General features: G+C 71.4%; 20 protein-coding genes. All 20 read right to left on the bottom strand.

Translation table 11 applies throughout. The annotated features are described in order from the left end of the window. Positions 1 to 10: 10 nt before the first annotated feature. From ACIBCK_RS25655 to ACIBCK_RS25560, 20 genes are read right to left on the bottom strand one after another with little or no spacing between them, the layout of a single operon-like run. Positions 11 to 1,339, bottom strand: a complete 1,329-nt coding sequence (locus tag ACIBCK_RS25655) for a glutamate-1-semialdehyde 2,1-aminomutase (RefSeq protein ID WP_399393882.1) — start codon at positions 1,337 to 1,339, stop codon at positions 11 to 13. A 7-nt stretch (positions 1,340 to 1,346) separates the two neighbouring features. Then, positions 1,347 to 1,898, bottom strand: coding sequence for a dTDP-4-dehydrorhamnose 3,5-epimerase family protein (locus ACIBCK_RS25650; protein ID WP_399393880.1), 552 nt, complete (start codon positions 1,896 to 1,898; stop codon positions 1,347 to 1,349). Further along, positions 1,895 to 3,121: a polysaccharide pyruvyl transferase family protein gene (locus ACIBCK_RS25645; RefSeq protein ID WP_399393878.1), complete on the bottom strand. Its 1,227-nt coding sequence runs from the start codon at positions 3,119 to 3,121 to the stop codon at positions 1,895 to 1,897. The genes ACIBCK_RS25650 and ACIBCK_RS25645 overlap by 4 nt, the downstream gene beginning before the upstream one ends. After that, positions 3,118 to 4,065 (bottom strand): glycosyltransferase family 2 protein, encoded by a 948-nt coding sequence (locus tag ACIBCK_RS25640; protein ID WP_399393877.1) that lies wholly within the window; start codon positions 4,063 to 4,065, stop codon positions 3,118 to 3,120. Before ACIBCK_RS25640 ends, ACIBCK_RS25645 begins: the two co-directional genes overlap by 4 nt. Beyond that, positions 4,062 to 5,354 (bottom strand): hypothetical protein, encoded by a 1,293-nt coding sequence (locus tag ACIBCK_RS25635; RefSeq protein ID WP_399393875.1) that lies wholly within the window; start codon positions 5,352 to 5,354, stop codon positions 4,062 to 4,064. The genes ACIBCK_RS25640 and ACIBCK_RS25635 overlap by 4 nt, the downstream gene beginning before the upstream one ends. A 5-nt stretch (positions 5,355 to 5,359) precedes the next feature. Then, on the bottom strand, positions 5,360 to 6,634 hold the full coding sequence (locus ACIBCK_RS25630) for a DUF4910 domain-containing protein (protein ID WP_399393873.1): 1,275 nt from the start codon (positions 6,632 to 6,634) through the stop codon (positions 5,360 to 5,362). Then, a complete protein-coding gene (locus ACIBCK_RS25625; RefSeq protein ID WP_399393871.1) occupies positions 6,631 to 7,656 on the bottom strand; it encodes an NAD-dependent epimerase/dehydratase family protein in 1,026 nt (341 codons plus the stop codon). Before ACIBCK_RS25625 ends, ACIBCK_RS25630 begins: the two co-directional genes overlap by 4 nt. Before the next feature lie 3 nt (positions 7,657 to 7,659). Continuing rightward, entirely contained in the window at positions 7,660 to 8,322 is a 663-nt protein-coding gene (locus tag ACIBCK_RS25620; protein ID WP_399393869.1) for a PIG-L deacetylase family protein, read from the bottom strand. Further along, positions 8,319 to 9,113, bottom strand: coding sequence for a glucose-1-phosphate cytidylyltransferase (locus tag ACIBCK_RS25615; RefSeq protein WP_399393867.1), 795 nt, complete (start codon positions 9,111 to 9,113; stop codon positions 8,319 to 8,321). Before ACIBCK_RS25615 ends, ACIBCK_RS25620 begins: the two co-directional genes overlap by 4 nt. Then, positions 9,110 to 10,360, bottom strand: a complete 1,251-nt coding sequence (locus ACIBCK_RS25610) for a class I SAM-dependent methyltransferase (RefSeq protein WP_399393866.1) — start codon at positions 10,358 to 10,360, stop codon at positions 9,110 to 9,112. The genes ACIBCK_RS25615 and ACIBCK_RS25610 overlap by 4 nt, the downstream gene beginning before the upstream one ends. Then, positions 10,357 to 11,568 carry a glycosyltransferase gene (locus tag ACIBCK_RS25605; RefSeq protein WP_399393973.1) on the bottom strand — a complete coding sequence of 404 codons (1,212 nt, stop codon included), beginning with the start codon at positions 11,566 to 11,568 and terminating at the stop codon, positions 10,357 to 10,359. Before ACIBCK_RS25605 ends, ACIBCK_RS25610 begins: the two co-directional genes overlap by 4 nt. A 2-nt stretch (positions 11,569 to 11,570) precedes the next feature. Then, positions 11,571 to 12,872: an O-antigen ligase domain-containing protein gene (locus tag ACIBCK_RS25600; protein WP_399393863.1), complete on the bottom strand. Its 1,302-nt coding sequence runs from the start codon at positions 12,870 to 12,872 to the stop codon at positions 11,571 to 11,573. A 1-nt stretch (position 12,873) separates the two neighbouring features. After that, on the bottom strand, positions 12,874 to 14,394 hold the full coding sequence (locus ACIBCK_RS25595; protein WP_399393862.1) for a right-handed parallel beta-helix repeat-containing protein: 1,521 nt from the start codon (positions 14,392 to 14,394) through the stop codon (positions 12,874 to 12,876). After that, the gene (locus ACIBCK_RS25590) at positions 14,391 to 16,376 is read right to left on the bottom strand and encodes an alginate lyase family protein (protein WP_399393860.1); all 1,986 of its coding nucleotides are present in this window, start codon (positions 16,374 to 16,376) and stop codon (positions 14,391 to 14,393) included. Before ACIBCK_RS25590 ends, ACIBCK_RS25595 begins: the two co-directional genes overlap by 4 nt. Beyond that, positions 16,373 to 18,562: a bi-domain-containing oxidoreductase gene (locus tag ACIBCK_RS25585; RefSeq protein ID WP_399393858.1), complete on the bottom strand. Its 2,190-nt coding sequence runs from the start codon at positions 18,560 to 18,562 to the stop codon at positions 16,373 to 16,375. Before ACIBCK_RS25585 ends, ACIBCK_RS25590 begins: the two co-directional genes overlap by 4 nt. Before the next feature lie 47 nt (positions 18,563 to 18,609). Then, positions 18,610 to 20,538, bottom strand: a complete 1,929-nt coding sequence (asnB, locus tag ACIBCK_RS25580; protein ID WP_399393855.1) for an asparagine synthase (glutamine-hydrolyzing) — start codon at positions 20,536 to 20,538, stop codon at positions 18,610 to 18,612. Positions 20,539 to 20,541: 3 nt separating this feature from the next. After that, the gene (locus ACIBCK_RS25575; protein WP_399393852.1) at positions 20,542 to 22,101 is read right to left on the bottom strand and encodes a Wzz/FepE/Etk N-terminal domain-containing protein; all 1,560 of its coding nucleotides are present in this window, start codon (positions 22,099 to 22,101) and stop codon (positions 20,542 to 20,544) included. Continuing rightward, complete coding sequence (locus ACIBCK_RS25570; RefSeq protein WP_399393851.1) at positions 22,098 to 23,468, bottom strand: polysaccharide biosynthesis protein; 1,371 nt, start codon at positions 23,466 to 23,468, stop codon at positions 22,098 to 22,100. Before ACIBCK_RS25570 ends, ACIBCK_RS25575 begins: the two co-directional genes overlap by 4 nt. Further along, positions 23,465 to 24,742 (bottom strand): glycosyltransferase family 4 protein, encoded by a 1,278-nt coding sequence (locus ACIBCK_RS25565; protein ID WP_399393848.1) that lies wholly within the window; start codon positions 24,740 to 24,742, stop codon positions 23,465 to 23,467. Before ACIBCK_RS25565 ends, ACIBCK_RS25570 begins: the two co-directional genes overlap by 4 nt. Further along, positions 24,732 to 26,051, bottom strand: coding sequence for a nucleotide sugar dehydrogenase (locus ACIBCK_RS25560; RefSeq protein ID WP_399393846.1), 1,320 nt, complete (start codon positions 26,049 to 26,051; stop codon positions 24,732 to 24,734). The genes ACIBCK_RS25565 and ACIBCK_RS25560 overlap by 11 nt, the downstream gene beginning before the upstream one ends. Positions 26,052 to 26,113: the final 62 nt, after the last annotated feature.

Genomic DNA, 26,113 nt, shown 5'->3' with positions numbered 1-26,113 from the left:
GCACGCCACCTCACGCCAAGCGGCGGAACACCGGCTTCACCGGCCGCCCGCCCAGCCACGGCGTGGGGTCACCGGCGTCAAGTGCCTTCCGGTACACCGCACATGCCTGGGCCACCACGTCCACGGTGTGGTCGATGTCGGCGTCGCTGAGCGCGCTGCTCACCACGAACGACGGGGCGAGGACCCCGCCCGCGAGCAGTCGGCGCAGGAACAGGGTGCGGTACGGCTGCGACGGCCGGCCGTTCTCGTCGAGGGTGGCGAAGACCAGGTTGCTGGCCCGGCCCCGGACGACGACGTGGTCGCCGACGCCCATGCCGGCCGCTGCCTCGCGGACCCCGGTCGCCAACCGGGCTCCTAGAGTGTGTAGTTGGGAGGTGATGCCCTCCTCGGCGTAAGTGGACTGCACGGCCATCGCGGCGGCCAGCGAGTGTGTTTCCGCGCCGTGCGTGGTGGACAGCAGGAACACCCGGTCGCCGGAGTGCCGCAGCCCGCCCCGCTCCATCAGTTCGCGCCGCCCGGCGAGCGCGGAGACGGCGAAGCCGTTGCCCAGCGCCTTGCCGAACGTGGAGAGGTCGGGGGTGACGCCGTACAGGCCCTGGGCGCCCGCCTCGGACCAGCGGAAGCCGGTGATCATCTCGTCGAAGACCAGTACGCAGCCGTGCCGGTCTGCCAGTTCGCGCAGGCCCGCGAGGTACCCGGACGGCGGCTCGGTGTGGGTGGTGGCCGGTTCGAGGATCAGGCAGGCGATCTCGTCCCGAAAGCGGGTGAGGAGCTCTTCCGTCGCGGCCAGGTCCCCGTACGGGAAGGAGACCGTGAGATCGGTGGTCGCCGCGGGAATGCCGGCGGACATCGGCGTCGTACCGATGAACCAGTCGTCGACGGAGAAGAACGGATGGTCGCCGCAGATGGCCACGCGCGGGCGTCCCGTGGCGGCGCGGGCGAGGCGCACCGCGGCGGTGGTGGCGTCGGAGCCGTTCTTCGCGAACTTCACCATCTCGGCGGTCGGCACGGTGGCCAGGAAGTGTTCCGCGGCCTCCGCCTCCACGAGGGAAGGCCGGACAAAGTTGCTGCCACGGTCGAGTTCGCGCCGCACCGCTTCGATCACGCGCGGATGGGCGTGGCCGAGGCTGACCGACCGCAGACCGGAGCCGTACTCGATGTAGCGGTTGCCGTCGACGTCCCACACGTGGGCACCGTGGCCGTGGCTGATGACCGGGGCCAGGTTCTCGGGGTACTGGTCGTCGCCCTTGGCGTACGTGTGCGCGCCTCCGGGGATCGCGGCGTGCAGCCGCTCGTTCGCAAGACGCGACTTGGGCAGATGCAACTCTTCGGTGTCCACGGCGACTTCAGCTCTCCTTCTGCTTCAGGGCCGCGGCGAGGCCCGGCGCCTCCCGGTCCCGCTGAGACATCGACGTGACCGGCAGCGGCCACGGTATGGCGAGCTCCGGGTCGTCGAAGGCGATCGTCACGTCCTCGGCCGGGTCGTGCGGGCGGTCGATGCGGTACGAGGTGTCGGCGGTCTCGGTCAGCGCCTGGAAGCCGTGCGCGCACCCCGCCGGGATGTACAGGGTCGTCTGCGTCTCGCCGGACAGCTCGAAGAAGGCCCGGCCCAGATAGGTCGGCGAGTCCGGCCGCAGGTCCACGACGACGTCGAAGACCCTCCCGTACGAGCAGCGCACCAGCTTGGCCTCGCCGGCACCGGAGCGCAGGTGCAGGCCGCGCACCACGCCCCGGACCGAACGGGACAGGCTGTCCTGGACGAAGGCGCCCGGGTCGATGCCCACCGAGCGCACCACGTCGACGTCGAAGGTGCGGCAGAAGAAGCCTCGTTCGTCGGCGTACGGCGTCGGCTCGAAGAGGTACGCGCCCTCGACCGCCGGGACTTCGGTCGCCTTCATTTTGCCTCCCGCAGGGTGTGGTCGCTCGCCGGGAACAGGGCCGCGGACAAGGCGTTGAACTGGTCCTCCAGGCGTCGGGCGGCGAGCAGGTTCTGCTCGGTGAGGGACCGCCGTACCTCGGCCGAACTCCTCTCCAGCGCCCGGAACTTCTTGAGTAGCCGGTCGGCGTCCGCCTCGCGGGCCGGGTGGCAGTACGCGCCGAGACCCATCCGGGCCATGAGCGCGTCGCTCTTCGCCGAGTAGCTGACGGCGAGTGTCGGCGTGCCGACCTTCAGCGCGCAGATCAGGTTGTGGTACCGGGTCGCCACGACGGTGTCGGCGGCCGCCATCTCCTTCATCAGGTCGTCGAGGGAGGCCGTCTCGGCGGCGGTAACCAGGGGTGAGTCCACCGCGTCGAGGATCGCGTCGACCACCGGCCGGTCGAGTTCGTCGCCGGTGACAAGGCGGACCGGCCTGCCGTCCTCGACCAGCGCGCGCACGAACGCGGTCGTCCCGTCGAGGTAGCGCCGGTTGATCCGCGCGGCCCTCGCGCGTTCGTCGTTGTTGCCGTGGAAGTCCATGACGCCGACGCAGACCGGGCCCGGTGGCCCCGACGGCACGCTCGCCTGTGGCGTCGGCAGGGCGAACACGAGGTCCTCGTAGACCTCGTCGCGCGCGGTGTCCACGTCCATCGCCCGCATCGCATCGCGTGACTGGTCGTCGCGGTACGACCGGTAGGCGGCAAGCCGGGCCGACCAGCGCACCAGGGCCCGGGTCGGCCGGTTGCCGATCGGGCCCGCGCCGACGCTGACCAGCGCGACCCGGGTGCCGGTCAGCCGGCCTGCCGCGCAGAGCAGGAACAAGGAGTAGGGGAAGCCCCACGGCCGCAGCGGCAGCGTGGTCTCCAGGACACCTGTGCCCGGCACGATCACCACGTCGTGCCGGCGTACCCAAGTGGCGGTGCGGACGGCGTCGACGAGTTTGCCCAGACCCTTGGCGGCGATCGCGCCCGCACGCGACGCGGTCCGGTACTCCCCGCGGTACCAGTTCAACCGCGTCGCGGGGACCCGGTACCGGGCCGTGACGTCCTCGGGCCCGCCGCACATCGCGTCCACGAGCGCGTCCGGGTGCTCGGCGCGGAGATACCCGAGGACGGCTTCGAGCGACCCGTTGTTGCCGACGTTGCCGGACCCGAGCAGCCCGAACAGCCCGATACGCGGCGCCTTTTCGCCTCCGGAGGTCATGTCCGCCGCCCTTCTCGGCCGGCGACGAGGGCGTCGACGGAGACGGTGATCAGGGCCGGATCGACCGGGGCGCGGTCCTCGACCCGCTCGCCCGCGTCCGGCCGTACCCGGCTCGCCATCCATGCGGCCAGGTGGCGGTGGCACGCGCGCCGGTCGGCGGCGGACAACGGCGCCCGCTGGATCGCCGCGACGAAGCCCCAGACGTACTCGGCGAGGAGCCGGGGTGTCGGGTGCAGGGGACCCGCACGGCGCGGGTCAAGGTTGACGCACCTCGACCGCTTGGACGGGTTCGCCCGCTCGGCGCGGGTGGGGTGGTCGCGGCGGAAGTACAGCAGCTCCGGCACCTGGTGGAAGGGCCCGTGCAGGGCGATCTCGGCGACGAACGTGCGGTCCGCGTGGTGATAGCTGTCGTGCGGCTTCACCCGGCGCAGCACGTCGGCCCGCATCACACCGTAGAAGTCGTCGCCGCCGGGCTCGAACAGCATGCTGCGGAAGCGCTCCGGTGCGCGGGGCGAGTCGGTGGCGAGCGTGTACTCGTAGGGGACCGTCACTTTGCCGTCGCCGTCGATGACCGCCTGGTCGGCGTGGGCGAGGATCACGTCAGGGCGTTCGTCGAGCGCCTCGACGCAGCGCCGCAGCAGGTCCCGGGCGTACAGGTCGTCGTGCGAGGCCCACTTGAACAGCTCGCCGCGGCACTGGGTGAAGACGTAGTTGTGGTTCGGCGCGGCGCCGATGTTCCGCAGCAGCCGGATGTACCGGATGCGCGAGTCCCGCGCGGCGTACTCGCGGCAGATGTCCTGGGTCTTGTCGGTCGAGGCGTTGTCGGTGATGACCAGCTCGAAGTCCTCGTAGGTCTGGCCCAGCAGGGCGTCGAGGGACTCGGCGAGGTACTCCTCGCCGTTGTAGACGGGCAGGCCGATGCTCAACCGGGGATGGGCGGTCATTGCGTCCTCACTTCGGGGATGGGGTTCTGGCGGCGCTCGCGCAGAGCGGACCGCAGTTGCAGCCACCACACGGCAGAGCTGCAGGCAGCCGCGGCGGCGACGCCCCAGGCCGAGCCGACCGTGCCGGCCACGACGGCCCCGCCGAGCCCGCCGCTCACGTAGAAGGTCGAGGCGTACAGCTGGCAGCGCAGGCTGCGCCGGGCCGCGGCGAGCGCGCGAAGCCCGGCCGCCGCGCCGGTGCCGAGGCCGGCGCCCGCGACGCCGAGCGTGACCGGCACGATGATCTCCGCGGCGGAGCTCCAGACGTCACCGAGGACGAGCTCGCCGAGCCGGTCCGGCATCAGGAGCAGCACCGAGCCCCAGAGCAGTGCGCCGACGGCCTGTCCGCCGCCGAGGAAGAGGCAGAACCTGCCGAGCCGGTGCGGGGCCTGGCGCAGCATCCGTGCCGCCTCCGCGACGGTGACCAGCGTCAGCCCCATCAGCACGGCGAGAAACGGGCCGAGCAGCAGCTCGGCGCCCCGGATCACACCCACCGCGCCGACCCCGACGATCGCGCCGAGCCCGTACGCGCGCAGCTGGCTCGCGCCGCTGACGCCGACGTTCTCGACCAGATACCGGTAGCTGAGATCGCGGTGCTCGTGCAGCCACGCGCGCCCGCCGGTGAGCCGGGGCCGGATGCCGGACTGGAAGCAGCCGTACACCGCGGCCACCGCGGCGGACGCGCCCCAGGCGAGCACGAAGGCGGTCACGGTGCCCACGCGGGCCGCCACCACCATGGCAGGAACGAGCGCGACGCCCCACACGACGTCGTTCACGAACGCCTTGCGGCCGTTGCCCGCGGCGAAGAACGAGTACCGCCAGGCGTCCTGCAACAGCAGCCCCGGCAGCATCAGACCGAGCCCGGCGAACGCGGGCCCCACCCGGCCGCCGAGAGCGAGGCCGATCACCAGACACGCGGCGCCGATGACGGCACCGACGCCGAGCGCGGTGCCCGACGAACGGGCCACCGCCCCGCGCCAGGACGTGTCGGACACGCCGCTGAAGCGCACCACGAGCGGATCGGTGGCCAGGCCGCGGGAGACGCTGAGCACCACTCCGTAGGTCACCCAGGCCAGGCTGAACACGCCGAACGCGGTCAGGCCAAGGGAGCGGGCTACGTAGATCCCCACCGCGAAGTTGGAGAGGCTGGAGGCCGCCTGGTCGGCGAGGCCCCAGGACAGCCGGCCGAGGATGGCCCGCCTGGCGGTGGGCCGGGCCGTCCTCTCCTCCCCGGTGTCCCCGGTGGTCATCGGCGTCACGCTTTGATCAGCCCGGCGCCGAGCAGGGCGTCGGCCGCGACGGCGACGGTGTCGAAGGGCAGCCCCGACCGTTCGGCGACGTCGAGCAGACTGTGCTCGCCGTCGGAGAGGTTGAGCACCCAGAGCATGGCCATCTGGGCCTGCTTGGTGTCGCTGCGTCCGCCGAGCGCGTCGTACAACCCGCGGCGGCCCAACTGCGGTTCGCCGTAAGGGCTGAGGTTGAGGTAGGTCCGGTTGCGGTCGAGGACGGCGAACGCCTCGCGGCAGACGGCGAGCGTGTCCGCCATCGCCTGCGGCGACACGAAGTCCGGGTTGTCCGCCGAGGTGTGGTACTCGGGATATCCGGCGTACGGGGTCCGGCTGAGCGAGCCCACGCCGAGGTTGAACCCGGGGGAGCAGTACTGCCGCTCGTCGTAGCCGTACGGAGTGAACTCGGTGACGCTGTGCGGGCGTTCGGAGGCGGCCAGGACGTGCCGCAGCACGCGGTCGATCTCCGCGTCGCCGCGCCTGCTCTGTTTGTACGTCAATTGGCCCGAGTCGCCGGCGCAGGCGAGCACGAGGCCGTGCTCGACCTGCTCCATCCGCTCCTTGTTGCGGGCCAGCCAGGTGATGGCCCCGACGGTGCCGGGCGCGTAGATGAACCGGTAGGTGTAGTACGGCGTCGTCGTGGCCAACTCCCTTGCCAGGTACGTCGCCACCGCGATGCCTGCCAGGTTGTCGTTGGCCAGCGAGGGATGGCAGACGTGGCAGGAGACGATCACCTCGTCGGGCACCTGGCCGGGGACCACGTGCTCGGCGTAGGTGAGATGGCCGTCGGCGAGCGTCGAGTCGATGCGGACCTCGTACTCACCGTCCGGCATCGCGTCCAGGGTCTTTTGAGCCAGGCAGAAGCCCCACTCCGGCTTGTAGTAACTCGTGCGGTACGGCACCCAGCTCGGGTGGTCCGGGAGGGTGTGCAGGTGTTCACGCAGCTCGGACAGCGGCATGGTCCGCGACACCGGCACGCTGTAACCGAGCACGTGCAGGCTGGACTCGGCGAAGTCGACGACCCGCCGGCCCTCGGCGTCGGCGATGTACGCGTCCCGGATGTTCCACTCCTGCGGCACCGTCCAGTCGAGCACCTGCGTCCCGGTCGGCACCTCGTGCACCTGCAACGGGACGTACTCGCCGACGATGTCCAGGGTGGCGCGCACCCCGTCCCCGGTGATGCTCCGGCAGAGCGGGTACAACCGCTCCACCAAAGCGTGCATCTCCTCACCAGTCTGCGTCATCGGCGCCGCCGCAGGGTGTCGTCGACCGCGCCGGCCTCGGACGCCGCGCGCAATACGGCGAGGCGGGTGAAACGCTGCTCGAAGTCCTCCCGGGTCAGGTCGAACTTGCGGTAGGCGTCGGCGAGTTCCAGCGAGCCCTGCTTCACCGTCCACTCGCAGTCGAAGCCGGGAATCGCGGCGCGGAAGCGGGAGAAGTCCACCCGGTAGGACCGCGGGTCGGCGCCGTTCTCGCCGGTGATCCGCACCTTCGCACCGGACACCGCATCGGCGACCTGCTCGGCGATCTCGGCGACCGTGACGTTGTTGACCTCGCTGCCGATGTTGAACGCCCGGTCGTGCACCGCCTCTTGAGGCGCGTCGAGCGCGGCGGTGAAGGCCCGCGCGATGTCGGCGGCGTGCACCAGCGGGCGCCAAGGCGTGCCGTCGGAGAGCACCAACACCTCGCCCGACAGGAGCGCGTGACCCACCAGGTTGTTCAGGACGATGTCGGCGCGCAGCCTGGGGGAGTAGCCGAAGGCGGTGGCGTTGCGCATGAACACCGGGCTGAAGTCGCCGTCCGCCAGCGCGTGCAGATCGTCCTCCACCCGGACCTTGGACTCCGCGTACGGCGTCACCGGGCGCAGCGGGGCGTCCTCGCCCACCAGATCCCCGCCGCCCGCCGCGCCGTAGACGGAGCAGGTCGACGCGTACAGAAAGCGCCGCACTCCCGCGTCGCGGGCGAGCCGGGCAAGGCGTACCGACGCGTGGTGGTTGATGTCGTAGGTGAGCTCCGGCGCGAGCGATCCCAGCGGGTCGTTGGAGAGCGCGGCCAGGTGGATCACGGCGTCCACGCCCGCGACGTGTTCGGCCGTGACGTCGCGCAAATCCACCCGGTGCCCCTGCGGGTCCGCGGGCGGTGGGCCGAGCACGCAGTCGGCGAACAGACCGGCGTCGAGGCCGACGACTTCGTGTCCGGCGGCCGTGAGTACCGGGGCCATCACGGTGCCCAAGTAGCCCTGGTGTCCGGTGAGCAGTACGCGCAAGGTTCATTCCCCCAGATCGCAAGTGCCGAGATCGAGCGTGAGTTTGGTGACGGCGAACGCCTCGGCGTACCGCGCGTGGCATTCGATGCCGCGGATCCGCGCGAGACCGAGGAAGGCCTCGCGGTCGTACCAGGGCCGGTGCCGCTGCGAGGGGTAGTGCTCCTGCAGCAGCCGCACCTTGTGTTCGGCGGTCTCCGTGGACAGCGGCTGGTACGCGGCCATGCGGCCGAGGTCGCCGTCCCACTTGACGATCTCGTAGCCGAGCACGAGGTGGTCGCGGAAGGCGGTGGGCATCAGCCGCGCCAGGCCGCGGTGGTCCTGGTGCGCGTCGTCCGTACGCGGGGCAAGGACCAGATCCGGCTCGGTCTGCCCGCGCAGTTCCTCGACCGCGGCCTTGGCCTCGTCCCAGTGCACGGGCATCCGGCCGTCCGGCAGCTTGAGCACGGTGAGCCGCAGGTCGGCCCCCGGGCAGAAGGCGGCGAGCGCGGCCCGCTCCTCCTGCTCACGCTCGCTGCCACCGCCGGAGAGCACCAGCGCGTCGACACGGACACCCGGCCGCGCGAGACACATCGTGAGGAGCGTGCCGCCCGCGCCGATCGCGATGTCGTCACAGTGCGCGCCGACCGCGACGATCCGCTCCAGGCGCCCGGACCCGAGCCGGATCATGCGCCCACCCTGGCGGAGTCCCGCTCCCACACGGCCCACGGGCGGTCGCCCCGTGCGTAGGCGGAGTCGAGCGCGGCCCGCTCCTTCACGGTGTCGGTCGGCTTCCAGAAACCGCGGTGCTGGTGCGCGACGAGGCGTCCCTGCTTGGCCAGTTGGGCGCACCCGTCGGCGACCAGGTCGCCGTTCTCCGGTATGTGGTCGAAGACTTCCCTACGGAGCACGAAGTAGCCGCCGTTCTCCCACAGCGGCAGGTCGCTCACCGCGGTGATGCCCCCTACGAGGCCGTCCTCGCCCAGCTCCACGCAGTGGAACGAGGACTGCGGCGGCACGACCATCATCGACGCGCCGGCGTCACGCCGGGCGAACCGGTCGATCATCTGCGGCAGCGGGGCGTCGGTGAGCACGTCGGCGTAGTTGGCGAGGAACATCTCGTCGCCGTCCAAGTGGTGCCGCACCCGGCGAAGCCGCTCGCCGATCGGCGACTCGATGCCGGTCTGCGCGAACGTGATCGTCCAGTCCGATATGTCGGTGGAGAGGAGTTCGGTGCGCCCGCCGCGCAGCACGAAGTCGTTGGACGTCGTCTCCTCGTAGTTGAGGAAGAAGTTCTTGATGTGGTGCGCCCCATATCCGAGGCACAGGATGAACTCCGTGTGCCCGAAGTGCGCGTAGTAGCGCATGACATGCCAGATCAGCGGCCTGGGGCCGACCATCGCCATCGGCTTGGGCACGTCGTCGGCGGCGCCGCTGCGCATCCGCATCCCGTAACCGCCGCAGAACAGTACGACCTTCATGCTGTGGCCTTTCCAGACGGGGCCTCGACGATGCTGAGTTCCGGGATCGGGAAGACCAGACGGCCGCCCCAGTCGTGTACGTAGGACAGCTGCTCGACGAGCTCGGCCCGCAGGTTCCAGGGCAGGACGAGGACGTAGTCCGGCCGGTCGGCGGCTATCTGCTCGGGCGTGAGGATCGGGACGCGGGTGCCCGGCGTGAACCGGCCGTGCTTGTACGGATTGCGGTCGACCGTGTACGCGAGCAGGTCGGGCCGGATGCCGCAGTGGTTGAGCAGGGTGTTGCCCTTGCCCGGCGCGCCGTAGCCGACGACCGTCTCACCGCGCTCGGCCGCCGTGATGAGGAACTTGAGCAGATCGCGGCGCACCTTGGCCACCCGGGCGGAGAACTCGGTGTAGCCCGACAACTCCTGCAGTCCGGCGGCCTTCTCCCGCGCCAGCACGTCGGTCACTCGCTGCGTGGGCTCGCCGGCCACCTCGGCGGGCCGCGCCCAGAGCCGGATGGAACCGCCGTGCGTGGGCAGCAACTCGACGTCCACGAGGGCGAGTCCGCCGCTCGCGAGCGCCCGGATCGCGGACGCCACCGTGTAGTACTGGAAGTGCTCGTGGTAGATCGTGTCGTACTGGTTCTCCTCGATCAGGGTCAGCAGGTGCTGCACCTCGATGGAGACCCAGCCGTCGTCGGCGACCAGCGAGCGCAGACCCTGGGTGAACCCGACGACGTCGGGGATGTGCGCGTACACGTTGTTGGCCACGACCAGGTCCGCCGGGCCGTGTTCGGCGCGGACGGCCGATGCGGTGTCCGGGCTCAGGAACTCCGTGAGCGTGGGCACGCCCGCCTCGCGCGCGGCGGCGCCGACGTTCACCGACGGCTCGATGCCCAGGCAGCGGATTCCCCGGTCCACCACGTGCTTCAGCAGATATCCGTCGTTGCTCGCGACCTCGACCACGAAGGCGTCGGGACCGAGACCCACCCGCTGTACGGCGTCGGCGACGAACGTACGCGCGTGCTCCACCCAGGAGGTCGAGAAGGAGGAGAAGTACGCGTACTCGCTGAACGTCTCCTCCGGAGTGATCAGCGGCGGTATCTGCGCGAGCCAGCACTCCGTGCAGACCCGCAGATGCAGCGGGTACGCCGGCTCAGGACCGTCCAGTTGGTCCGCGGCGAGAAAGCTCTCGCACGGCGGCGTCGCCCCCAGATCGACGACGCTCTCCAGCGCCGCCGAGCCGCAGAGTCGGCAACGTGTCATTTACTGCCCCCCATTGATTCCGTCCGGCCCGCGATCGCGGAGCGGTACCCCTCCACCAGGCGCTCAAGGCCGACGGCAGGGCTGAACCCCTGCTCGTACCGGCGCCTGGCCGCCCGGCCCATCTCCTGGTTGCGGGCCGCGTCGACCGTGACCCGGCGCACGCAGTTGGCGAGCGATGTGGCATCGCCCGGCCGGTGCAGCAGCCCGCTCACGCCGTCCTCGACCAGCTCGACGAAGGCGCCGTGCCCCGCGGCGACGGTCGGGACCCCCGCCGCCATCGCCTCCACGACCACCAGACCGAACGCCTCCAGCCACGTCGACGGGGCCACCACGGCCACCGCCCGCGCGATGGCCTTCTGGCTCTCCGCCGTGTCGCACAGGCCGACGCAGCGCACGTCGTCCCGGCCCGCGGCCCAGGCCCTCACCTCCCGCTCCAGCGGCCCCGCGCCGGCGATGACGAGCGGCACACCCACACCGCCGTCCGCGGCGATCTCGTCCCAGGCGGCCATGAGAACCCGCACGCCCTTGGCCTCCGCGAGCCGGCCGAGATACAGCAGATGCTCGCCCGCGCCCTCGCGGCGGATCTCCGGCTCGGGCACGAAGTTGTGCTTCACCGCGAGGCGTTCGGCCGGCATGCCGGACCCCACCAGGACGTCGCGCTGCGCGGCGGAGATGCAGAAGAACCGCTCCACGCCGGACCACCACCGCCGCCGGTTGACCGAGAGGCTCAGCGCCAGCGGCACCGTCGCGAGCCGGGAGCCGCGGTAGCAGCCGTGCCGCACGGCGGGCAGCGGCGCCGCAGCCCCGACGCACTCGGTGCACGGCCTGCCGTCCCGCTGCAGTGTGCCGGGCGGGCAGACCTGGGTGTAGTTGTGCAGCGTGGCGACGGCGGGCACGCCCGCGTCGGCGCAGGCGGCGAGGACCGCGGGGGACAGGAGCGGGAAGACGTTGTGCACGTGGACGACGTCCGGCCGCTCGGCGCGGAGCCGAGCCGTGAGCTCCTTACGGACCGCCGGGTTCCACGGCACGAGCAGCGGCACCGCTGCCTTGGAGGGGAGGGAGCGGGCGGCGATGTCGTCGCTGCGCCGCTCGAACACCTCGACCCGGTGGCCGGCCGCGCGCAGCAGCGCCACCTCCTGGTCGACGACCTTGTTCTCGCCGCTCGGCTGCGCCGAGGCGTAGCGGTTGTGCACCACCAGGACGTGCATGCTCACAGTCGCCTCCGATCTTGGGCCCAGCGCGGGATACGTCGCCGTGGCACCGCGGGCTTCGCCGCGGGAGTGGCCGCGGCAGGTGTCGCGAGGAGCGAGGCGGCCAGGGCCAGATGCAGCAGATACGGCGAGGCGTCGCCGAGACCCGCCTCGGTGTACGACGCGATCGCGCAGTAACTGATCAGGAAGATCGCGCACGCCCTCGCAAGCGACGGCGGTCGCAGCAACGCGACGCCGCCGAGGATGGTGATGAACGCCGACACGAGGGTGACACCCGCCCAGCCCTGCTCGTGGTAGACGGCCAGCCAGCTGTTGTCGATCGGCAACCCGCCGAACGACTTGTCGCCGAGTCCCATGCCGAACAGCTTCTCGGCGGTCGTCCGGGGCGCGGCGAGGAGGGCGTCCCAGACCTTGGCCCTGCCGGTGAGGCTGGTGAGGTACTCCTGGCTCTGCCCGCGCAGGAACCACGCCCGCAGCAGTGGGGCGAACCCCACCGCGGCCACCGTGGCGACGACCACCGCCCAGGTGAAGAACCGGCGGGCGGCGGCGCTGGTCAGGACGAGCGAGCCGATCGCCAGCACGAGACCGATGAGCATGCCGAGCGTGGCCGTCCGGGTATGGGTCAGCGCGAGCAGGACGAGCGAGGGCACGATGATGACCGCGGCGCTGACCCTGTCGGTCCTGCGCCCCAGCAGGAGCAGCACCGTGAGCCCGATGATCACCGCGGCGTACTGGCCGATCTGCGGCGGGGTGAGCGGCCACAACGCGCCGACCAGCCGCCCGCCGTAGACCTCCGGCAGGGCCGCGCCCGGCGAGATGACCGCGCCGGCGGCGACCGACCCGAGCACCGCGAAGTACATGCGGATGTGGTGCCGGACGAACGTGTCGCTGCCGTCCCACCAGCGGCTGAGCAGCCACAGCGTGCCGATGAAGAGAGCGAGGCGGGTGCAGCGGAACAACGCGCCGAAGCCGGACGCCAGTTGCAGGCTGGAGATCACGCTCGGCACGAGCAGCAGGGTGAGCAGCAGCAGGAAGGCGCTTGCGTGGATGCGCAGCCGCAGGTTGAGCGCGAGCGCCAGCGTGAACGCACCGACCAGCGCGCCCATCGTGACCAGCTGGATGAGGGAGCGGGGCAGCGGGATGATGGTCTCGGCCCCGGCGGAGCCGAGCGTGTTGAGGACCAGCAACCCCCAGGCGGCACCGACGAGTTTGGGTGTGCCGGGGCGCGGTCCGAGGTCGGGCCGCGTGCCCGCCGCGTCCGCCGGGCCCGGCAGCCCACCGCGCCGCAGGTCCTGACTCATCTCAATCACCGGCCCGTACACGGAGGGTGCTGCTCGCGTCCTGCTCGTACGGCGCGCCCTGCCACTGCCTGAAGTCGAGCACCCGGCTTGGGTCGTGGGCCACGAACTTCCACGGGCCGATGTAGACGTTGTCGCGCCAGCGGTTGCCCTGCTTGTGGGTGATGGCGTCCGCCACCCGCTCACCCTTGTACGGCGACCACTTCGGATAGGTGCCGTAGTTGGAGAGGACCGCCATGCGGTCACACATCGACGTGCACTTGAGGACGGACTTGTCCAGCACGAACCGGTTGGTGTGGATGTCCACCCGCTGGGTCTTCCACCGGCAGTCGGCGTAGAGCGGCTTGGTGGCGATCTTCGGCTGCGCGCAGCGGTCGGTGTTCTTCTCCAGCAGTGTGCAGTCACCGGAGGAGGTGTTGGCGGGGCTGTTGCAGAACCGGTCGGCGTTCTCCCACAGGGTGATCCCGGACCAGTTGTTCTCCAGGAGGTTCCGGTAGACCTCGATCTTGTCCGTGCGGGCCCGGACCCGTGGTTCGCCGCCGGACTCGGACAGATAGAGGGTGGCGAAGGGGAAGTTGTCGCCGCCGGAGGCCCCCTTGCGGCCCTCGACCCAGTTGTTCCGCCGGATCGTGTTCTTCCGGATGACCGCGTTGTAGCTGGTCTCATAGATCAGTGCGGCACCGTCGTTGGCCTCGAGCACGTTGTCCTCGATGCGGAAGTCGTTGTTGTTGGTGTCCGCCCACAGCCCGGTCCCGCGGTTGTCGTGCACCCAGTTGCCCCGGATGTCGGCGCCGTCGACCGCCCAGAACTTGACGCCCCCGGTGCAGCCGCAGCCCTCCCGCCGCCGCTCCCAGTCGCCGGTGTTGTTGCCCACGATCTCGTTGCCCTCAAGGAGCAGATCGCGGAGCGGTCCTGTGCCCTTGTACGCGTTCATGCCGTACTGCCCGTTCTCGCGCAGGCAGTTGGCGCGGACCTGCTGGCGGGCGCCTGCCATCAGCCCGGCCCCTGAGTTGTACTGGATCTTCGCGTGCTCGATCACCCAGCCGTCGGCCGAGTCGTGGTTGACCACGCCCTGGTCGTGCGGCGCGACGAAACGCTGCACGGTCAGATGGCGGATGGTGACGTCACGGGCGTCGCCGCCGAACGCGTACTGGTTCTTCTTCCGGCCGTCGAGCACCGCGCCCGGCGCGCCGAGGTAACGGTTGCCCTCCTTGGGGATGACCTGGGCGTGGCGGTCCGGTTCGAGCGTGTGCTTGCCGGGACGGAGCCAGAACGTGGTGTTCGCAGGGCTGCTCTTGGTCTTCGCTGCCAGGTCGTTGACCACCTTGGGGTCGACCGTCACCGCGCCCGCCGGCGCCTTCGCCGGCCCGGCTGCGGGCTTGGCACACACCCGGGCCACGGATCGCGCCCCGGACTTCGCCGGCGCGGGCGTCTGCTCCGCCCGCTCGCCCGGCGAGCTCTCACAGCCGGTCGCCACCAGCACGGCCAGCGCCGCCACCGGCAGAGCCCAGTTCCGCCACCTCATCCCGCCGCCCCCTGGCCCCGGAACCTGAGCACGGTCGTGAACCCCTGCGTGCCGTTGGCGAAGCCGGTGCCGACCAGGGTGGTGGCGGGTTCCTTGCGCCCGAAGCCGGCGGAGTACCAGCCGAGCGGTGGGTCGCTCTCGCCGTGGTGCGCGCGCCAGGACAGCTGTTCGGGCAGGTCGAGCACCGCGAAACGGTCCTCGCCGTCCCGGGTCCAGGTGAGCACCGCCCAGTTCCCCACCAGGTCAGCGGCGATCGCGGGGCCGAGGTGGAACGCGAGGCGCACGGCCGCCCGGCCCCTGCCGCGCACCTCGTCGACCACCCGCAGCTCCTGGCTCGCGGCGGTCAGCTCCACCCGGCGGCGGTGCACGGAACGCTGGTATCCGTCGTGCTCGGCGCACCAGTGGGCCACACCCTCGGGGGATGTGCCCACGTCCAGGACGCGGCTGCGGGCGTGCCGGGTCCAGAGGAACGGGCCGCCGGAGACGGACTGGTCGGCGCCGTTCAGTTCCAGGGTGTTGTGGCCGAGGGTCGAGCGGAAGTACTGCCGCCACTCGGGCTGTCCGTGGTAGCAGAACGTCCCCGGGTCGGCGAGCACATCGACCCCGTCCTGCCGGACCTCCACGGACAGCGCGTCCGCGTGGGCGTGCGCGGCGATGGACAGGAAGCCGTGCGGGCCGCCGTCGCAGCGGCACCAGATCTCGTCCGGACCGCGCAGGAGGGTCATGCCCGCGTCCGCGAAGTGCCCCGGTTTGGTGGAGGGGCGGGCCACGGCCGGTGCGGTCCCGCCCTTCGCGTACGGGCGGATGAGCGCGGCGAGCAGCGGGGTGCGCACGTCGGTTCCGGCCACCTCCGGCCACCAGGCGAGGCGGCCGAACACCGCGTCCCCGGTGGCGAGCAGCGAGGCCCAGCGGTCGGTGCCCGCGCCGTCCACGATCAGGCCGTGTCCGTCGTCCGCGTCCCCCTGGCGTGGCGGCCGCAGCCGGTTGTCCACGACGGCCGCGAGCGCGTCGGTCATCCGCAGCAGCACCAGGCGCAGCGTCGCTGGGACCGTTACGTCGGCGGCGTCCGCCTCGGCCACCGCGGCAAGGCCGAGTTCCAGGACGAGCCCGTGGTACTCGCTCGCCAGCTCGCGGTTGAGACCGGAGAGGAAGGTGTTGCCGCGCAGCTGGCGATCCAGCGACCGCAGGGCGTCGCCGCGCCAACGCTCCGACGAGGGGAACCAGTTGAACGCGCACGCCGCGGCGAACTGCCCGGCGGCCTCGGCGATGATGTGGTTGTTCGCAGAAGAGCCCCGGCTGGGGAAGCCGGCCAGCCAGCGCTGGTGGTGCCAGATCTGGTTCAGCGCCACCGGGTTGTCCTCGAAGAGACCGGCCGCGCCCGGCCAGCCGTCGAGCAGCCTGCGGACCCACACCCAGGAGAGCAGCCGGATGCCGAGCTCGATGCCGCTGATCCAGTGCACGCCGCGCAGCGGCGGGTTGGCCGCCCACCACGACCGCAGGTGCTCGGCCACGCGCTCGGCGTACCGCTCGTCCCCGGTGACCGCGTAGGCGGCGGCCAGCACGGTGAGGTACTGATGCCGGGACAGCTCCCAGATCTGCTTGATGTCCCCGACCGCGTCCTCGTTGCGGTACGGCAGGTCGAAGGCATAGCCCCACGGAGCATGGCGCCCGGTCTTCGGGTCGTACCACCAGTCCGGGTCGGCCAGGTCGTCGCGGGCCACCCCGAAATACTCGGCGTGCCCGGCCATCAGCCGCTCCGCCGCGTCGACCAGCCGCTTCGCGGCGTCCGGCGCCACCGCGGCGAGCGCCGCGGCGGGCAGCACCGCGGTGAACCGCGCGCCGCTCACGCGCGGGCACTCGGGCCGCGCCGAGCGCCACCGGCGCCTGCGCACCGTGTCGCCCACCCGGCCCGCGACCTCGCGCGGGCCCATGCGGGACAGCCGCCGCAGGTACCAGAGCGGATGCCCCGAGTTCACGGTCATCGCGCCCCCGTCAGCGCCACCGGCGCGCCGCACGCCAGGCCTGCCTGTACGGCGAGGGTGGCCGCCGTGGTGGCGACGAGGGACTCCAGCGGCACCGGCATCGGCCCGCCGGTCCGCACGGCCCTGACGAATGCGGCCAGTTCGGCGTTCTGCCCCTTGTCCCTGGCCTTGGGCAGCCGCGAACTGACCCACCGCCGGGGGCCGTGGACCGAGGCACGGACGAAGTCGTCGAGCCGCAGCACCTTGCCGTCCCCGACGAGGTCCAGCGTCTCCTTGGGAAAGCCGGGCGCACCGGTGGTGACGTAACTGATGGTGGCGGTGGACCCGTCCGGGTAGCGCAGCACGACCTGGAGGTCCTCGTTGCCGGAGGTGGCGACCGCGTATACCGAGACCGGGTCGGCCCCGAGCAGCCAGCTCGCCGTGTCGATGAAGTGCCCGCCCTCGCCGACGAACCGCGAGCCCTCGGCGCCCTGTTGGAGGTACCAGCTGCCGTGTTGCAAGCGGCCCGCGTTGACCAGATAGCGCAGGTTCGCCGGACCGCTCCGGGCGCCGAACCGCTTCTTGGCTTCCTGGAGCAGCGGCGAGAAGCGGCGGTTGAAGCCCACCTGGAGCCGGTCGTTGCCGGACTCCTCCACCGCCGCGAGCACGCCCGTCAGCTCGTCCTCGGAGAGCGCGAGGGGCTTCTCCACGAACACCGACTTGCCGGCGAGCAGCGCCCTTCGGGTCAGGTCGGCGTGCGAGCTGTGCCGGGTGACTACGAACACCGCGTCGATGGACGTGTCGCCGAGCACGGCGTCGAGATCGGTCGTCGCGTCGGCGAAGCCGAACTTCCGCTTGGCGTTGGCCGCGGACAGTGCCGTCGTGGTGACGACGGTGGACAACTCGACGCCCTCGCGCCCCGCCAGGTGCGGCAGCAGCATCGACGTCGCGTAGTTGCCCGCGCCGACGAACGCGAGGCGTACGGGTGACTTGGTGGCCCGGGGCGCGGCCGATGCCTGGCCGCTCCCTCGCTTCACCTCGGGCACGGCCACCGCCGGGGCCTCCGCTTGTGTTTCCCCCGTCCGCCCGGGGTAGCGGAACAGCACGGCGACGGCCTTCAACTCGCCGTCCTTCAGGCCCTGGTAGGTCTCCACGGCGTCATCGAAGGCGGCGATGTGGGAGATCAAGGGCTCCACGTCGACGCGGCCCCGGGCGGCGAGATCGAGGAAGCACGCGAGGTTGCGGCGCTCGGTCCAGCGCACATAGCCGATCGGGTAGTCCCGGCCCTCCAGTTCGTACGCGGGGTCGTAGCGCCCCGGGCCGTAGCTGCGGGAGAACCGGACGTCGAGCTCCTTCTCGTAGTACGCGTTCCACGGCAGGTCGAGGCTGCACTTGCCGATGTCGACGACCCGCCCGCGGTCGCGGCTCAGGTGGGCGGCCAGCTCGACGGGCTGGTTGCTGCCGCCGCCGGCGGCCAGATACACCTGGTCGACGCCATACCCCTCGGTGAGCTCGGCGACGGCGGCCTCCACGGCGGCGGACGCGGGGTCGCCGCAGGCCGCGGCGCCCGAGCGCTCGGCGAGTTCGCAGCGCGCCGGATCGGGATCGACCCCGACGACACGGACCCCCGACGCGGTGAGGAGCTGCACCACCAACTGCCCGATGAGGCCAAGGCCGATGACAAGGGCCACGTCGCCGAGCTGCGGCTCGCCCCGGCGGACGCCCTGCATCGCGATCGACCCGACGGTGCCGAAGGCCGCGTGCCGCGGCGCGAGACCGGCGGGCACCGGGGCGTAGAGGTTCTTCGGCACCCAGTTCAACTCGGCGTGCAGCGCGTGCTCGTTGCCGGCACAGGCCACCAGGTCGCCGGCCTTCACGTCGTCGATCCCGGCGCCGACCTGCTCGACCACGCCGCACAGCGAATAGCCGAGCGGGGTGTAGGAGTCCAGCTTGCCCATCACCTTGCGATAGGTGGCGGGCACCCCGTTGGTGGCCACGCTCTGCATGACCTTGGCCACCTGGTCGGGACGGGAGCGGGCCTTGCCCACCATCGACATGCCGGCCTCGGACACCTTCATGAGCTCGGTACCGGTGGATATCAGCGAGTAGGCGCTGCGGACCAGCACACCGTCCGGCTTGCACCCCGGAACCGGCACGTCGAGCAGCGCGAGCTCACCACTCTTGTAGTTCTGTACGACCTGCTTCACCCGAGCTCCTCTTGATTCACCGTCAACGCCGTCAATTCCCAACGCCGTCAAACCACTTGTCGCTGGCCGGAGCCAGAGGTCGCGCCGCGGTACCAGTACTCGAGGGTCAGCACATGCCACAGATGCTTGGAGAAGTCCCGCTGCCCCGCGGCGTCCTCGGCGACCATCCGCTCCAGCGCGTCACGGCGCAGGATCCCGGAATTGACGAGCACTCCGTCGTTGACCACCTCGCGCACCAGCGGTGCCAGATCCCGGCTCATCCAGGCCCGCAGCGGGGCGCTGAACAGACCCTTGGGCCGGTACGCGATCTCCCTCGGCAGGACCGAGAGGGCCGCTTCCTTGAGGACGGCCTTGCTCTGCCGTCCGACGATCTTGCGGTCACCGGGCACGGCGAACGCCGCCTTGACCACCTCGACGTCCACGTACGGCACCCGCACCTCGGTCGACGCGGCCATGCTCGAACGGTCCGTGTAGGCGAGGTTCAGACCCGGCAGGAACATCCGCGCGTCGCCCAGGCACATGCGGTTGACGAAGTCGTCGAGTGCGTTGTCCTGGTAGATGTCCGCGTGCTCGGTCAGCACGTCGTCGACCGTCCCTGCCAGGTCCGGATTGACCAGGGCGAGCAGCTCGTCCTGGTCGTACATGGTGTAGCTGCGGCGGAACGCGGCCTCCTCCGACAGATCGGCGAAGGAGAGGAACCGCTTCGCGAACCGCACCGAGCGGAACCCCCGGCGGGACGTGGCGACCGGCAGCCGGTCCACGGCCCGGGACAGGCCGCGCCGCAGGGGCCGAGGGACGCGCTGGTAGCGGACCGCGAGCAGGTTGGCCAGGTGCTTGCGGTAACCGGCGAACAGCTCGTCGGCGCCCATCCCCGAGAGCATCACCTTGACCCCGGCCTCCCGGGCGGCCGAGCAGATCAGGAAGGTGTTGATCGCGGCGGGGTCGCCGATCGGCTCGTCCAAGTGGTGCGTCATCTGCGGCAGCAGGTCGAGCACGTTCGGGGCGATCTCGATCTCGTGCAGGTCGACACCGAATTGCCCGGCCACCTGCCGGGCATAGCGCAGGTCGTCCGGCATCGCCTCGAACTTGGCGTCCTCGGCGCGGAATCCGATCGTGTACGCGGAGATCCCGGGCCGGTCGCGGGCCGCCAGCGCGGTCAGATAGCTGGAGTCGAGACCGCCGGAGAGGAAGGTCGCCACCGGCACGTCGGAGAGCAGGTGCTGCCGGGTCGACTCCTCGACGACGGCGGCCAGGTCCGGCAGTTCGCCGCTGCGGGCCCGCTCCTGTCCCTCGGCTGCGACATCACGCAGGTTCCAGTACTGACCGCGCTCCACCCGGCCGTCGGGCCGGCACCTGAGCCAGCTCCCCGGCGGCAGCTTCTCCGCCTCGCGGAACGCGCACCGCGAGTCCGGAACCCAGTAGTAGAGCAGCGAGGCCACCAGCGCCGCGTCGTCCACCCGTAGCGATCCGCCGGTCACCGCGGCGAGCGCCTTGAGCTCGGAGGCGAAGACCAGGCCCTCACCGCGCCGCAGCAGGAACAGCGGCTTGATGCCGAGCTGGTCGCGGGCGAGGACCAGTTCACCCGTCCGCTCGTCGAAGATCCCGAACGCGAACATGCCGCGCAGCCGGGGCAGACAGTCGGTGCCCCAGCGCCGCCAGGCCTCAAGGAGCACCTCGGTGTCGGACGTACCGCGAAACCGCACGCCGGAGGCCGCCAGCTCGGCTCGCAGCTCGGGCGCGTTGTAGAGCTCGCCGTTGTACGTGAGGGACAGGTCGTCCTTGACCATCGGCTGGGCGCCCGTCTCGGACAAGTCGATGATGGACAGCCTGCGGTGCCCGAGCTGCACTTCACCGTCACCGGCGCGATGGCCGTACCGGCCCGCCCCGTCCGGTCCACGGTGGGCGAGGACATCGGTGAGCCGGTCGGTCACGGCCTTCCCGTCCGGCCATCGGTAGGTGCCTGCGATGCCACACATGTCTTACCGCGCCTCCTGGTCGCTGTCCGGGACTCGTACGGCCCATGAGGGCTGCTCGGCCGGCTGCCGGCCGTCCCCCACTGCCTCGACGGTGTGGGAGGCACCCCCGCCGTTCCGCCGGGCGAGGCGTGCGTCGTGGCCGCGCAGCGCGGTGTGCAGGCCGTCCCACAGGGTGCCGTCCGTCCGGTCCCGCGGATCGGGGTCGATCAGGACCACACCGATCACCGGGATGAGCAGATCCGCGAGCTGCCGCGCCACGGTGTGCAGCCATGCGGCGCTGCCGTGCCCGGCACGCACGACGAGGACGGTCTGCGAACCGAGGTCCTGCAAGCCGGTCCACGCCGTGCCGGGCGCGACCGAGCCGACACCGATCCTGCGCGTCTGACGCGGCACGGCCGCGGCACGGTCACCGCTGACCACGGCCGGGCCGCCCGGCTCCTGGCCCCGGCCGGCGCGCTCCAGGGCCGGCAGGCCGTCGATGACGACCACCGGCTCCTGGGCCGACAGTGCCTTCGCCAGGTCCAGGGCGAGCACGCTCGTGCTGTGCGCACAGCCGAGCTCCAGGAGCGACACCGATTCCCCGGAGTCACGCACGGTGCGGGCCAGGGTCGATATGAGCCGGTCGCGCGCCGCACGGGTCCGCCGTCGCTGCCGGAGCGCGACCGGACGGCGGGGCACGCGCCGCAGCTCCGCGATGACCGACGCCCCCAGGTTCGCCGCGATCTCCCGGCGCAGCACCGGACGGTCCGCCACCACCGAACCGACCGCGGCCACCGCGAGCCCGATGACGAGCCCGAGGACGAGTCCGATCGCGGAGTTGGTGGCGGCGGCCAGCGGCAGGGAGTGGCGCACCGCGCGCGGTGCGTCCACGATCTGCGTGCCGGAGATGATCCGGGGCGTCCCCATCCGCGCCTCCTCGGCGCGCTGGTCGAAGTCGGCGATCCGGGAGGTGAGTTCGGCCCGGCGGGCGAAGAGTGACTCCATGCTCGCCGACGACTCCGGATCGCTCGACGGCGTCCTGCCCCCGATCGACTCGTTGACCTGGGCGAGCTCGGTCCGCATGCGGTCGCGCTGGTCGCGCAGGGCCTTTGCCTCGGCCTTCGCGGCGTCCTGCATCCGCTTCACGTGGTCGGCGACGAACGCGTCCGCCAACGCCTTGGCCCTGGCCACCGCCTGTGCGTCGCTGTCACCCGTCACATCGATCTGCAACAGGTTGTTGGTCACGCCGGTGCCCCGGTAGTCCCGCATGAAGTCCGCCGGTTTCACCGGGGACTTGAGGGACTTCAGGGCCTTGTCGGCGATCCGCGTGGTCTGCAGCACCTCCACGTCGGTGCGGATCAGCGTTCCGGTGTCGTTCGGCTGATCCTCCTGATGCGCGACGAGCACCTTGGCCACCGCGGCCGGCGGCGGCGGTCGCAGGACCGCCACCGCCGCGCCGAACAGCAGGCCGAGGAGTGCCAGGGAGCACCAGAGACGGCGGCGCCTGCGCACCGCGACCACCAGCGCCTGAAGGTTGAGCAGCGGAGCGGCTGTCGACGGCTCCGAGGCCGTGTGCGTCGTCACGCCGAACCTCCCGTCGCATGTCCGCGCGCCGCGAGCGCCGGAGCGGCGTTCTCCGGAGGGTGCTCGGCAGGCCGCGTGGCACGGGCGCGGACCGGACCGGCGACGACGAAGCCGACGACCTCATGCCCGCCGTCCGCACACGCCCCGGCGACCCCGGCGAGCTCACCCGCCGTCCAACTGCCCGCGCTGAGCACGACCAGGGCGCCGGACTCGGCGTCACGGTCCTGCACCATCGGCCGGGACACCGAGACGGCCACCACCCGCAGCTGCGGATCGTTCCTGGCCTCGGCGGCGAGCTGCTCCGCTGCCCGGCGGCCGATCTCGTCGCCGTCCGGTACGACGACCAAGAGCCGCCGGGAGCCCGGCAGTTGGATTCGGAGGCGCGCGCACACCCGCCGGTAGCGGAGCTGTCTGCCGGCCTCGTCGCCGGACGCCGGCGGGGTCGGCAGCTCCCACCGGGTGTCGACGCCGAGGAAACGGCGGATCCAGGCTCGCGGGCCGCCGCCTTTCGGCCCGTGCGCGGTCCGCTCGCCGGGCACCTCGACGGTGCCGATGAGCGTCGAGCCCAGCGCCGCGGCGATCTCCGCCTCGGTGCGGAGCCGGTTGTTCGACCGTGCCGCGGTGAGATGGGCGATGACGGAGACCAGGAGGAACAGCAGCGCCCCGCCGGCCACCAGCTGCGTCCTCGTCGGCGGTGCCTCGCCGGTCGGCAGGGCCGCGGGCCCCATGACGACCATGCCGGCCTTGCCGGTCGCCGGGTCGGCCTCTTCCAGTTTCTTCATGGCCTCCTCCAGCGAGGTGCGCAGCTTCTCGAGCGAGGTGCGGGCCTGCACGCTCTCCACGGTCTGCCCCGGATCCGCCGCCTCGGCCAGCTCGGAGATGCGGCGGTTGGTCTCGGCGACCTTCTTCCGCAGCGCCTCCGGTCCGCCGGCCGTCGCGGGGTCGGCGGTGCCGCCCGCGAGCCGCGTGGCGAAGGTGACGAATTCCTTGGCCACACGGTCGGACAGCTGCTGCGCGCGCTCCGGGGTGTCGGCCGTACCGGAAATCGTGATGATGTTCCCGTCGGCGGCCTTGGCGCTCACCCGGTCGATGAGCTCGTCGCCGTCGCCGCCCGTCCAGTCGAGCGCGTCGGCGGCCCGGTCGACCACCGACGAACTGGTCGCCACGTTCACCTGTGTCAGCAGCTCGCGTTCCTCCCACTGCCCCGGCAGCAGTACCGACGCCGATGCCGTGTAGCGCGGCGGGAACAGCACCACCGAGGCGCCGTAGCCGACCAGGGCGCCCACCAGGGCGACGACGGCGAGCAGCCGCCCGCGCCTGCGGAAGATCCGCCCGACCGTGGCCAGACGTATGGTGTCCTCGCTCAACGTCGCCGCCTCCTCCCCTTCCGGATCGGGGCGCCACCGGCACGTCTGGGGTCGGGGCAGGCTGCGGCGTAGGCGGCGAGCAGCGATCTCTGTGAGTTCTGCCAGGACAGCTCTCCGCCGACCCGCTCCTGGCCGATCTTGCCCATGCGGGCCCGCTTCTCCGGATCGTCGAGCAACACCGCGACGAGCTCGGCGAATTCGGCCTCGTCGTCGGCGCGCGCGTAGACGGCGGCGTCACCGGCGGAGACGCGCGCCTCCTTGAGGTCGAACGAGACGATCGGCCGGCCCATCGCCATGTACTCCATGACCTTGTTCATCGTCGACACGTCGTTGAGCGGGTTGCGCGGGTCGGGGGAGAGGCACACGTCCGCGGTGGACAGATAGCGCACCAGGTCGGCATCGGGAACGCGCCCGGTGAACTGCACCTGCTCGGAGAGACCGAGCCGCCCGGACAGCTCCACCATCGCGTCGAACGCGTCACCGGCGCCGACGAACACCGCATGCCAGTCGGTCCGCCCGAGGTCGTCGCGCAGCTTCGCCAGGGACCGCAAGGCGTAGTCGACACCGTCCTGCGGGCCCATGACGCCCAGATAGCACAGCAGATGCTGCTTGCCGCGCTTCAACTCCGGTTCGGGCGGCACCGGTTGGAAGCGTTCGACCGCGGGCGCGCTGCGCACCACGAAGACGTCCTCCGGCCGCTGACGGCCACGGCGCACCGCGACGTCCCGGTAACTCTCGTTCGTGGCGATCACGACATCCGCGGCGCGGTAGGTCATCCGCTCAAGCGCGCACACGGCGCGGTAGAGCAGGTCCTCGCCGCGGCCGAACCGGGAGAGGTACAACTCGGGTACCAGGTCGTGCTGGTCGAAGACGAACCGCGCGCCGCGCCGCTTCATCCACAGCGCGGGCAGGAACAACAGGTCGGGCGGGTTGCAGGCGTGGACCACGTCGACCGGTCCGACCTTCCGGGCCAGGCGGAGCGTGTGCCACAACGCCGATCCGTACTCCCGCAGATAGCCCGCGGGACCTCCGGTGGCCGCGCGCAAGGGGTAGCGGTGGATCCGCACCCCGTCGACCACCGCCTCCGGTTCCGTGTCGCGCTTCTCGCCCCGGGGACAGATGACGTGCACCGTCCAGCCGGCGTCGCGCAGTGTCGTGCACTCCTGCCACACCCGCCGGTCGAACGGCACCGACAGGTTCTCCACCAGGATCAGCGCGCGCCGTTCGTGCCGGCGGGCGCCGGTCGTGTCACCAAACGATGTGTTACCAAGCAAGGCCTATGTACCCCGGTTCGGTCCGGCGCGTCGCGGCGTCGGGTAGGTGGATGAGGTCGACGATCACTGGTCCCTCGCCATGGGGCAGCGCCGAGAGGACGGCCGGGTCCTTGGTCCCGACCACGCACACGTCCGCGTGCTCGAGCACCTCGTCGACGGAGTCCGCCAGCAGGTGCGCGAGGTGCGGCAGCCGGTCCTCGATGTACTCGCGGTTGGCGCCGAGCAGCCGGGACATGCTGACGTTCGCGTCGTAGATCTTCAGGTCGTACCCCTTGCCGAAGAGCCGCTCGGCCAGCTCGACGAGCGGGCTCTCGCGCAGGTCGTCGGTGCCGGGTTTGAAGGACAGACCGAACAGCCCCGCCCGGCGCTTGCCGGTGCGTTCGATCAGCTCCACCGCGCGCTGCAGATGGTCGGAGTTGGAGGGCAGTACGTGGGACAGGATGGGCACCGAGACATCGGCCCGCCGCGCCGCGTGGACCAGGCTGCGCAGGTCCTTGGGCAGGCAGGAGCCGCCGAAGGCGAAGCCGGGCCGCAGATAGGCGGGGCTGATGTTCAGCTTGCGGTCGGCCAGGAACACGTCGATCACCTGGTGCGAGTCCACCCCGAGCGCCTGGCACACCGCGCCGAGTTCGTTCGCGAAGCCGATCTTGAGGCCGTGGAAGGCGTTGTCCGCGTACTTGATCGCCTCGGCCGTCGGGACCGGCACCCGGAAGGCTTCGCCGGGCAGACCGTCGTACAGCGCCGCCACGACATCGCCGCTCGCCGGGTCGAGTTCGCCGATGACGGTCTTGGGCGGGTCGTAGAAGTCCCGCACGCTCGTGCCCTCGCGCAGGAACTCCGGGTTGACCGCGACCCCGAAGTCCACCCCTGCCGTGCCGCCGACGTTCTTCTCCAGGATCGGGACCAGCAGGTTCAGACAGGTGCCCGGGAGCATCGTGCTGCGGAACACGACGGTGTGCCGTCCCCCGTCCCGCTCGGCGAGCGCGGAGCCGATCTGCGCTGCGACCCGCTCCAAGTACGTGGTGCACAGGCTGCCGTTGGGCTCCGACGGTGTGCCCACGCAGACCAGCGAGACGTCGCTGTTCATGATCGCCTCGCGGACGTCGGCGGTGGCGCGCAGCGCCCCGGTCCGCACGACCTCGGCGATGAGGTCGCCGATCCGCTCCTCGACCACGGGGGCCTTGCCGTCGTTGACCAGGTCGACCTTCACCTGGTTCACGTCCACGCCGACGACCTCGTGACCCATGCCGGCCAGGCACGCGGCCGACACACAGCCCACATAGCCGAGACCTAAGACACTGACTCTCACAACCCGTTCCTCCCCCCGGGCACGCCTTTCCGGCGTGCCTTCAGTGCGTCAGCCGGACAGCT

It is taken from the genome of Streptomyces sp. NPDC051218, from assembly GCF_044455475.1.
Lineage (GTDB): Bacteria > Actinomycetota > Actinomycetes > Streptomycetales > Streptomycetaceae > Streptomyces.
The sequence above is the reverse complement of the archived record's forward strand: the minus strand, read 5'-3'. Positions and strand labels throughout refer to the sequence as shown.

Bases quoted from the DNA above. Each gene is read 5' to 3' on its own strand.
- ACIBCK_RS25630 (WP_399393873.1), bottom strand. From the start codon at position 6,634: ATGACGCAGACTGGTGAGGAGATGCACGCTTTGGTGGAGCGGTTGTAC.
- asnB (WP_399393855.1), bottom strand. From the start codon at position 20,538: ATGTGTGGCATCGCAGGCACCTACCGATGGCCGGACGGGAAGGCCGTG.
- ACIBCK_RS25635 (WP_399393875.1), bottom strand. From the start codon at position 5,354: ATGACCACCGGGGACACCGGGGAGGAGAGGACGGCCCGGCCCACCGCC.
- ACIBCK_RS25600 (WP_399393863.1), bottom strand. From the start codon at position 12,872: ATGAGTCAGGACCTGCGGCGCGGTGGGCTGCCGGGCCCGGCGGACGCG.
- ACIBCK_RS25615 (WP_399393867.1), bottom strand. From the start codon at position 9,113: ATGAAGGTCGTACTGTTCTGCGGCGGTTACGGGATGCGGATGCGCAGC.
- ACIBCK_RS25620 (WP_399393869.1), bottom strand. From the start codon at position 8,322: ATGATCCGGCTCGGGTCCGGGCGCCTGGAGCGGATCGTCGCGGTCGGC.
- ACIBCK_RS25650 (WP_399393880.1), bottom strand. From the start codon at position 1,898: ATGAAGGCGACCGAAGTCCCGGCGGTCGAGGGCGCGTACCTCTTCGAG.
- ACIBCK_RS25645 (WP_399393878.1), bottom strand. From the start codon at position 3,121: ATGACCTCCGGAGGCGAAAAGGCGCCGCGTATCGGGCTGTTCGGGCTG.
- ACIBCK_RS25590 (WP_399393860.1), bottom strand. From the start codon at position 16,376: ATGACCGTGAACTCGGGGCATCCGCTCTGGTACCTGCGGCGGCTGTCC.
- ACIBCK_RS25610 (WP_399393866.1), bottom strand. From the start codon at position 10,360: ATGACACGTTGCCGACTCTGCGGCTCGGCGGCGCTGGAGAGCGTCGTC.
- ACIBCK_RS25640 (WP_399393877.1), bottom strand. From the start codon at position 4,065: ATGACCGCCCATCCCCGGTTGAGCATCGGCCTGCCCGTCTACAACGGC.
- ACIBCK_RS25595 (WP_399393862.1), bottom strand. From the start codon at position 14,394: ATGAGGTGGCGGAACTGGGCTCTGCCGGTGGCGGCGCTGGCCGTGCTG.
- ACIBCK_RS25605 (WP_399393973.1), bottom strand. From the start codon at position 11,568: ATGCACGTCCTGGTGGTGCACAACCGCTACGCCTCGGCGCAGCCGAGC.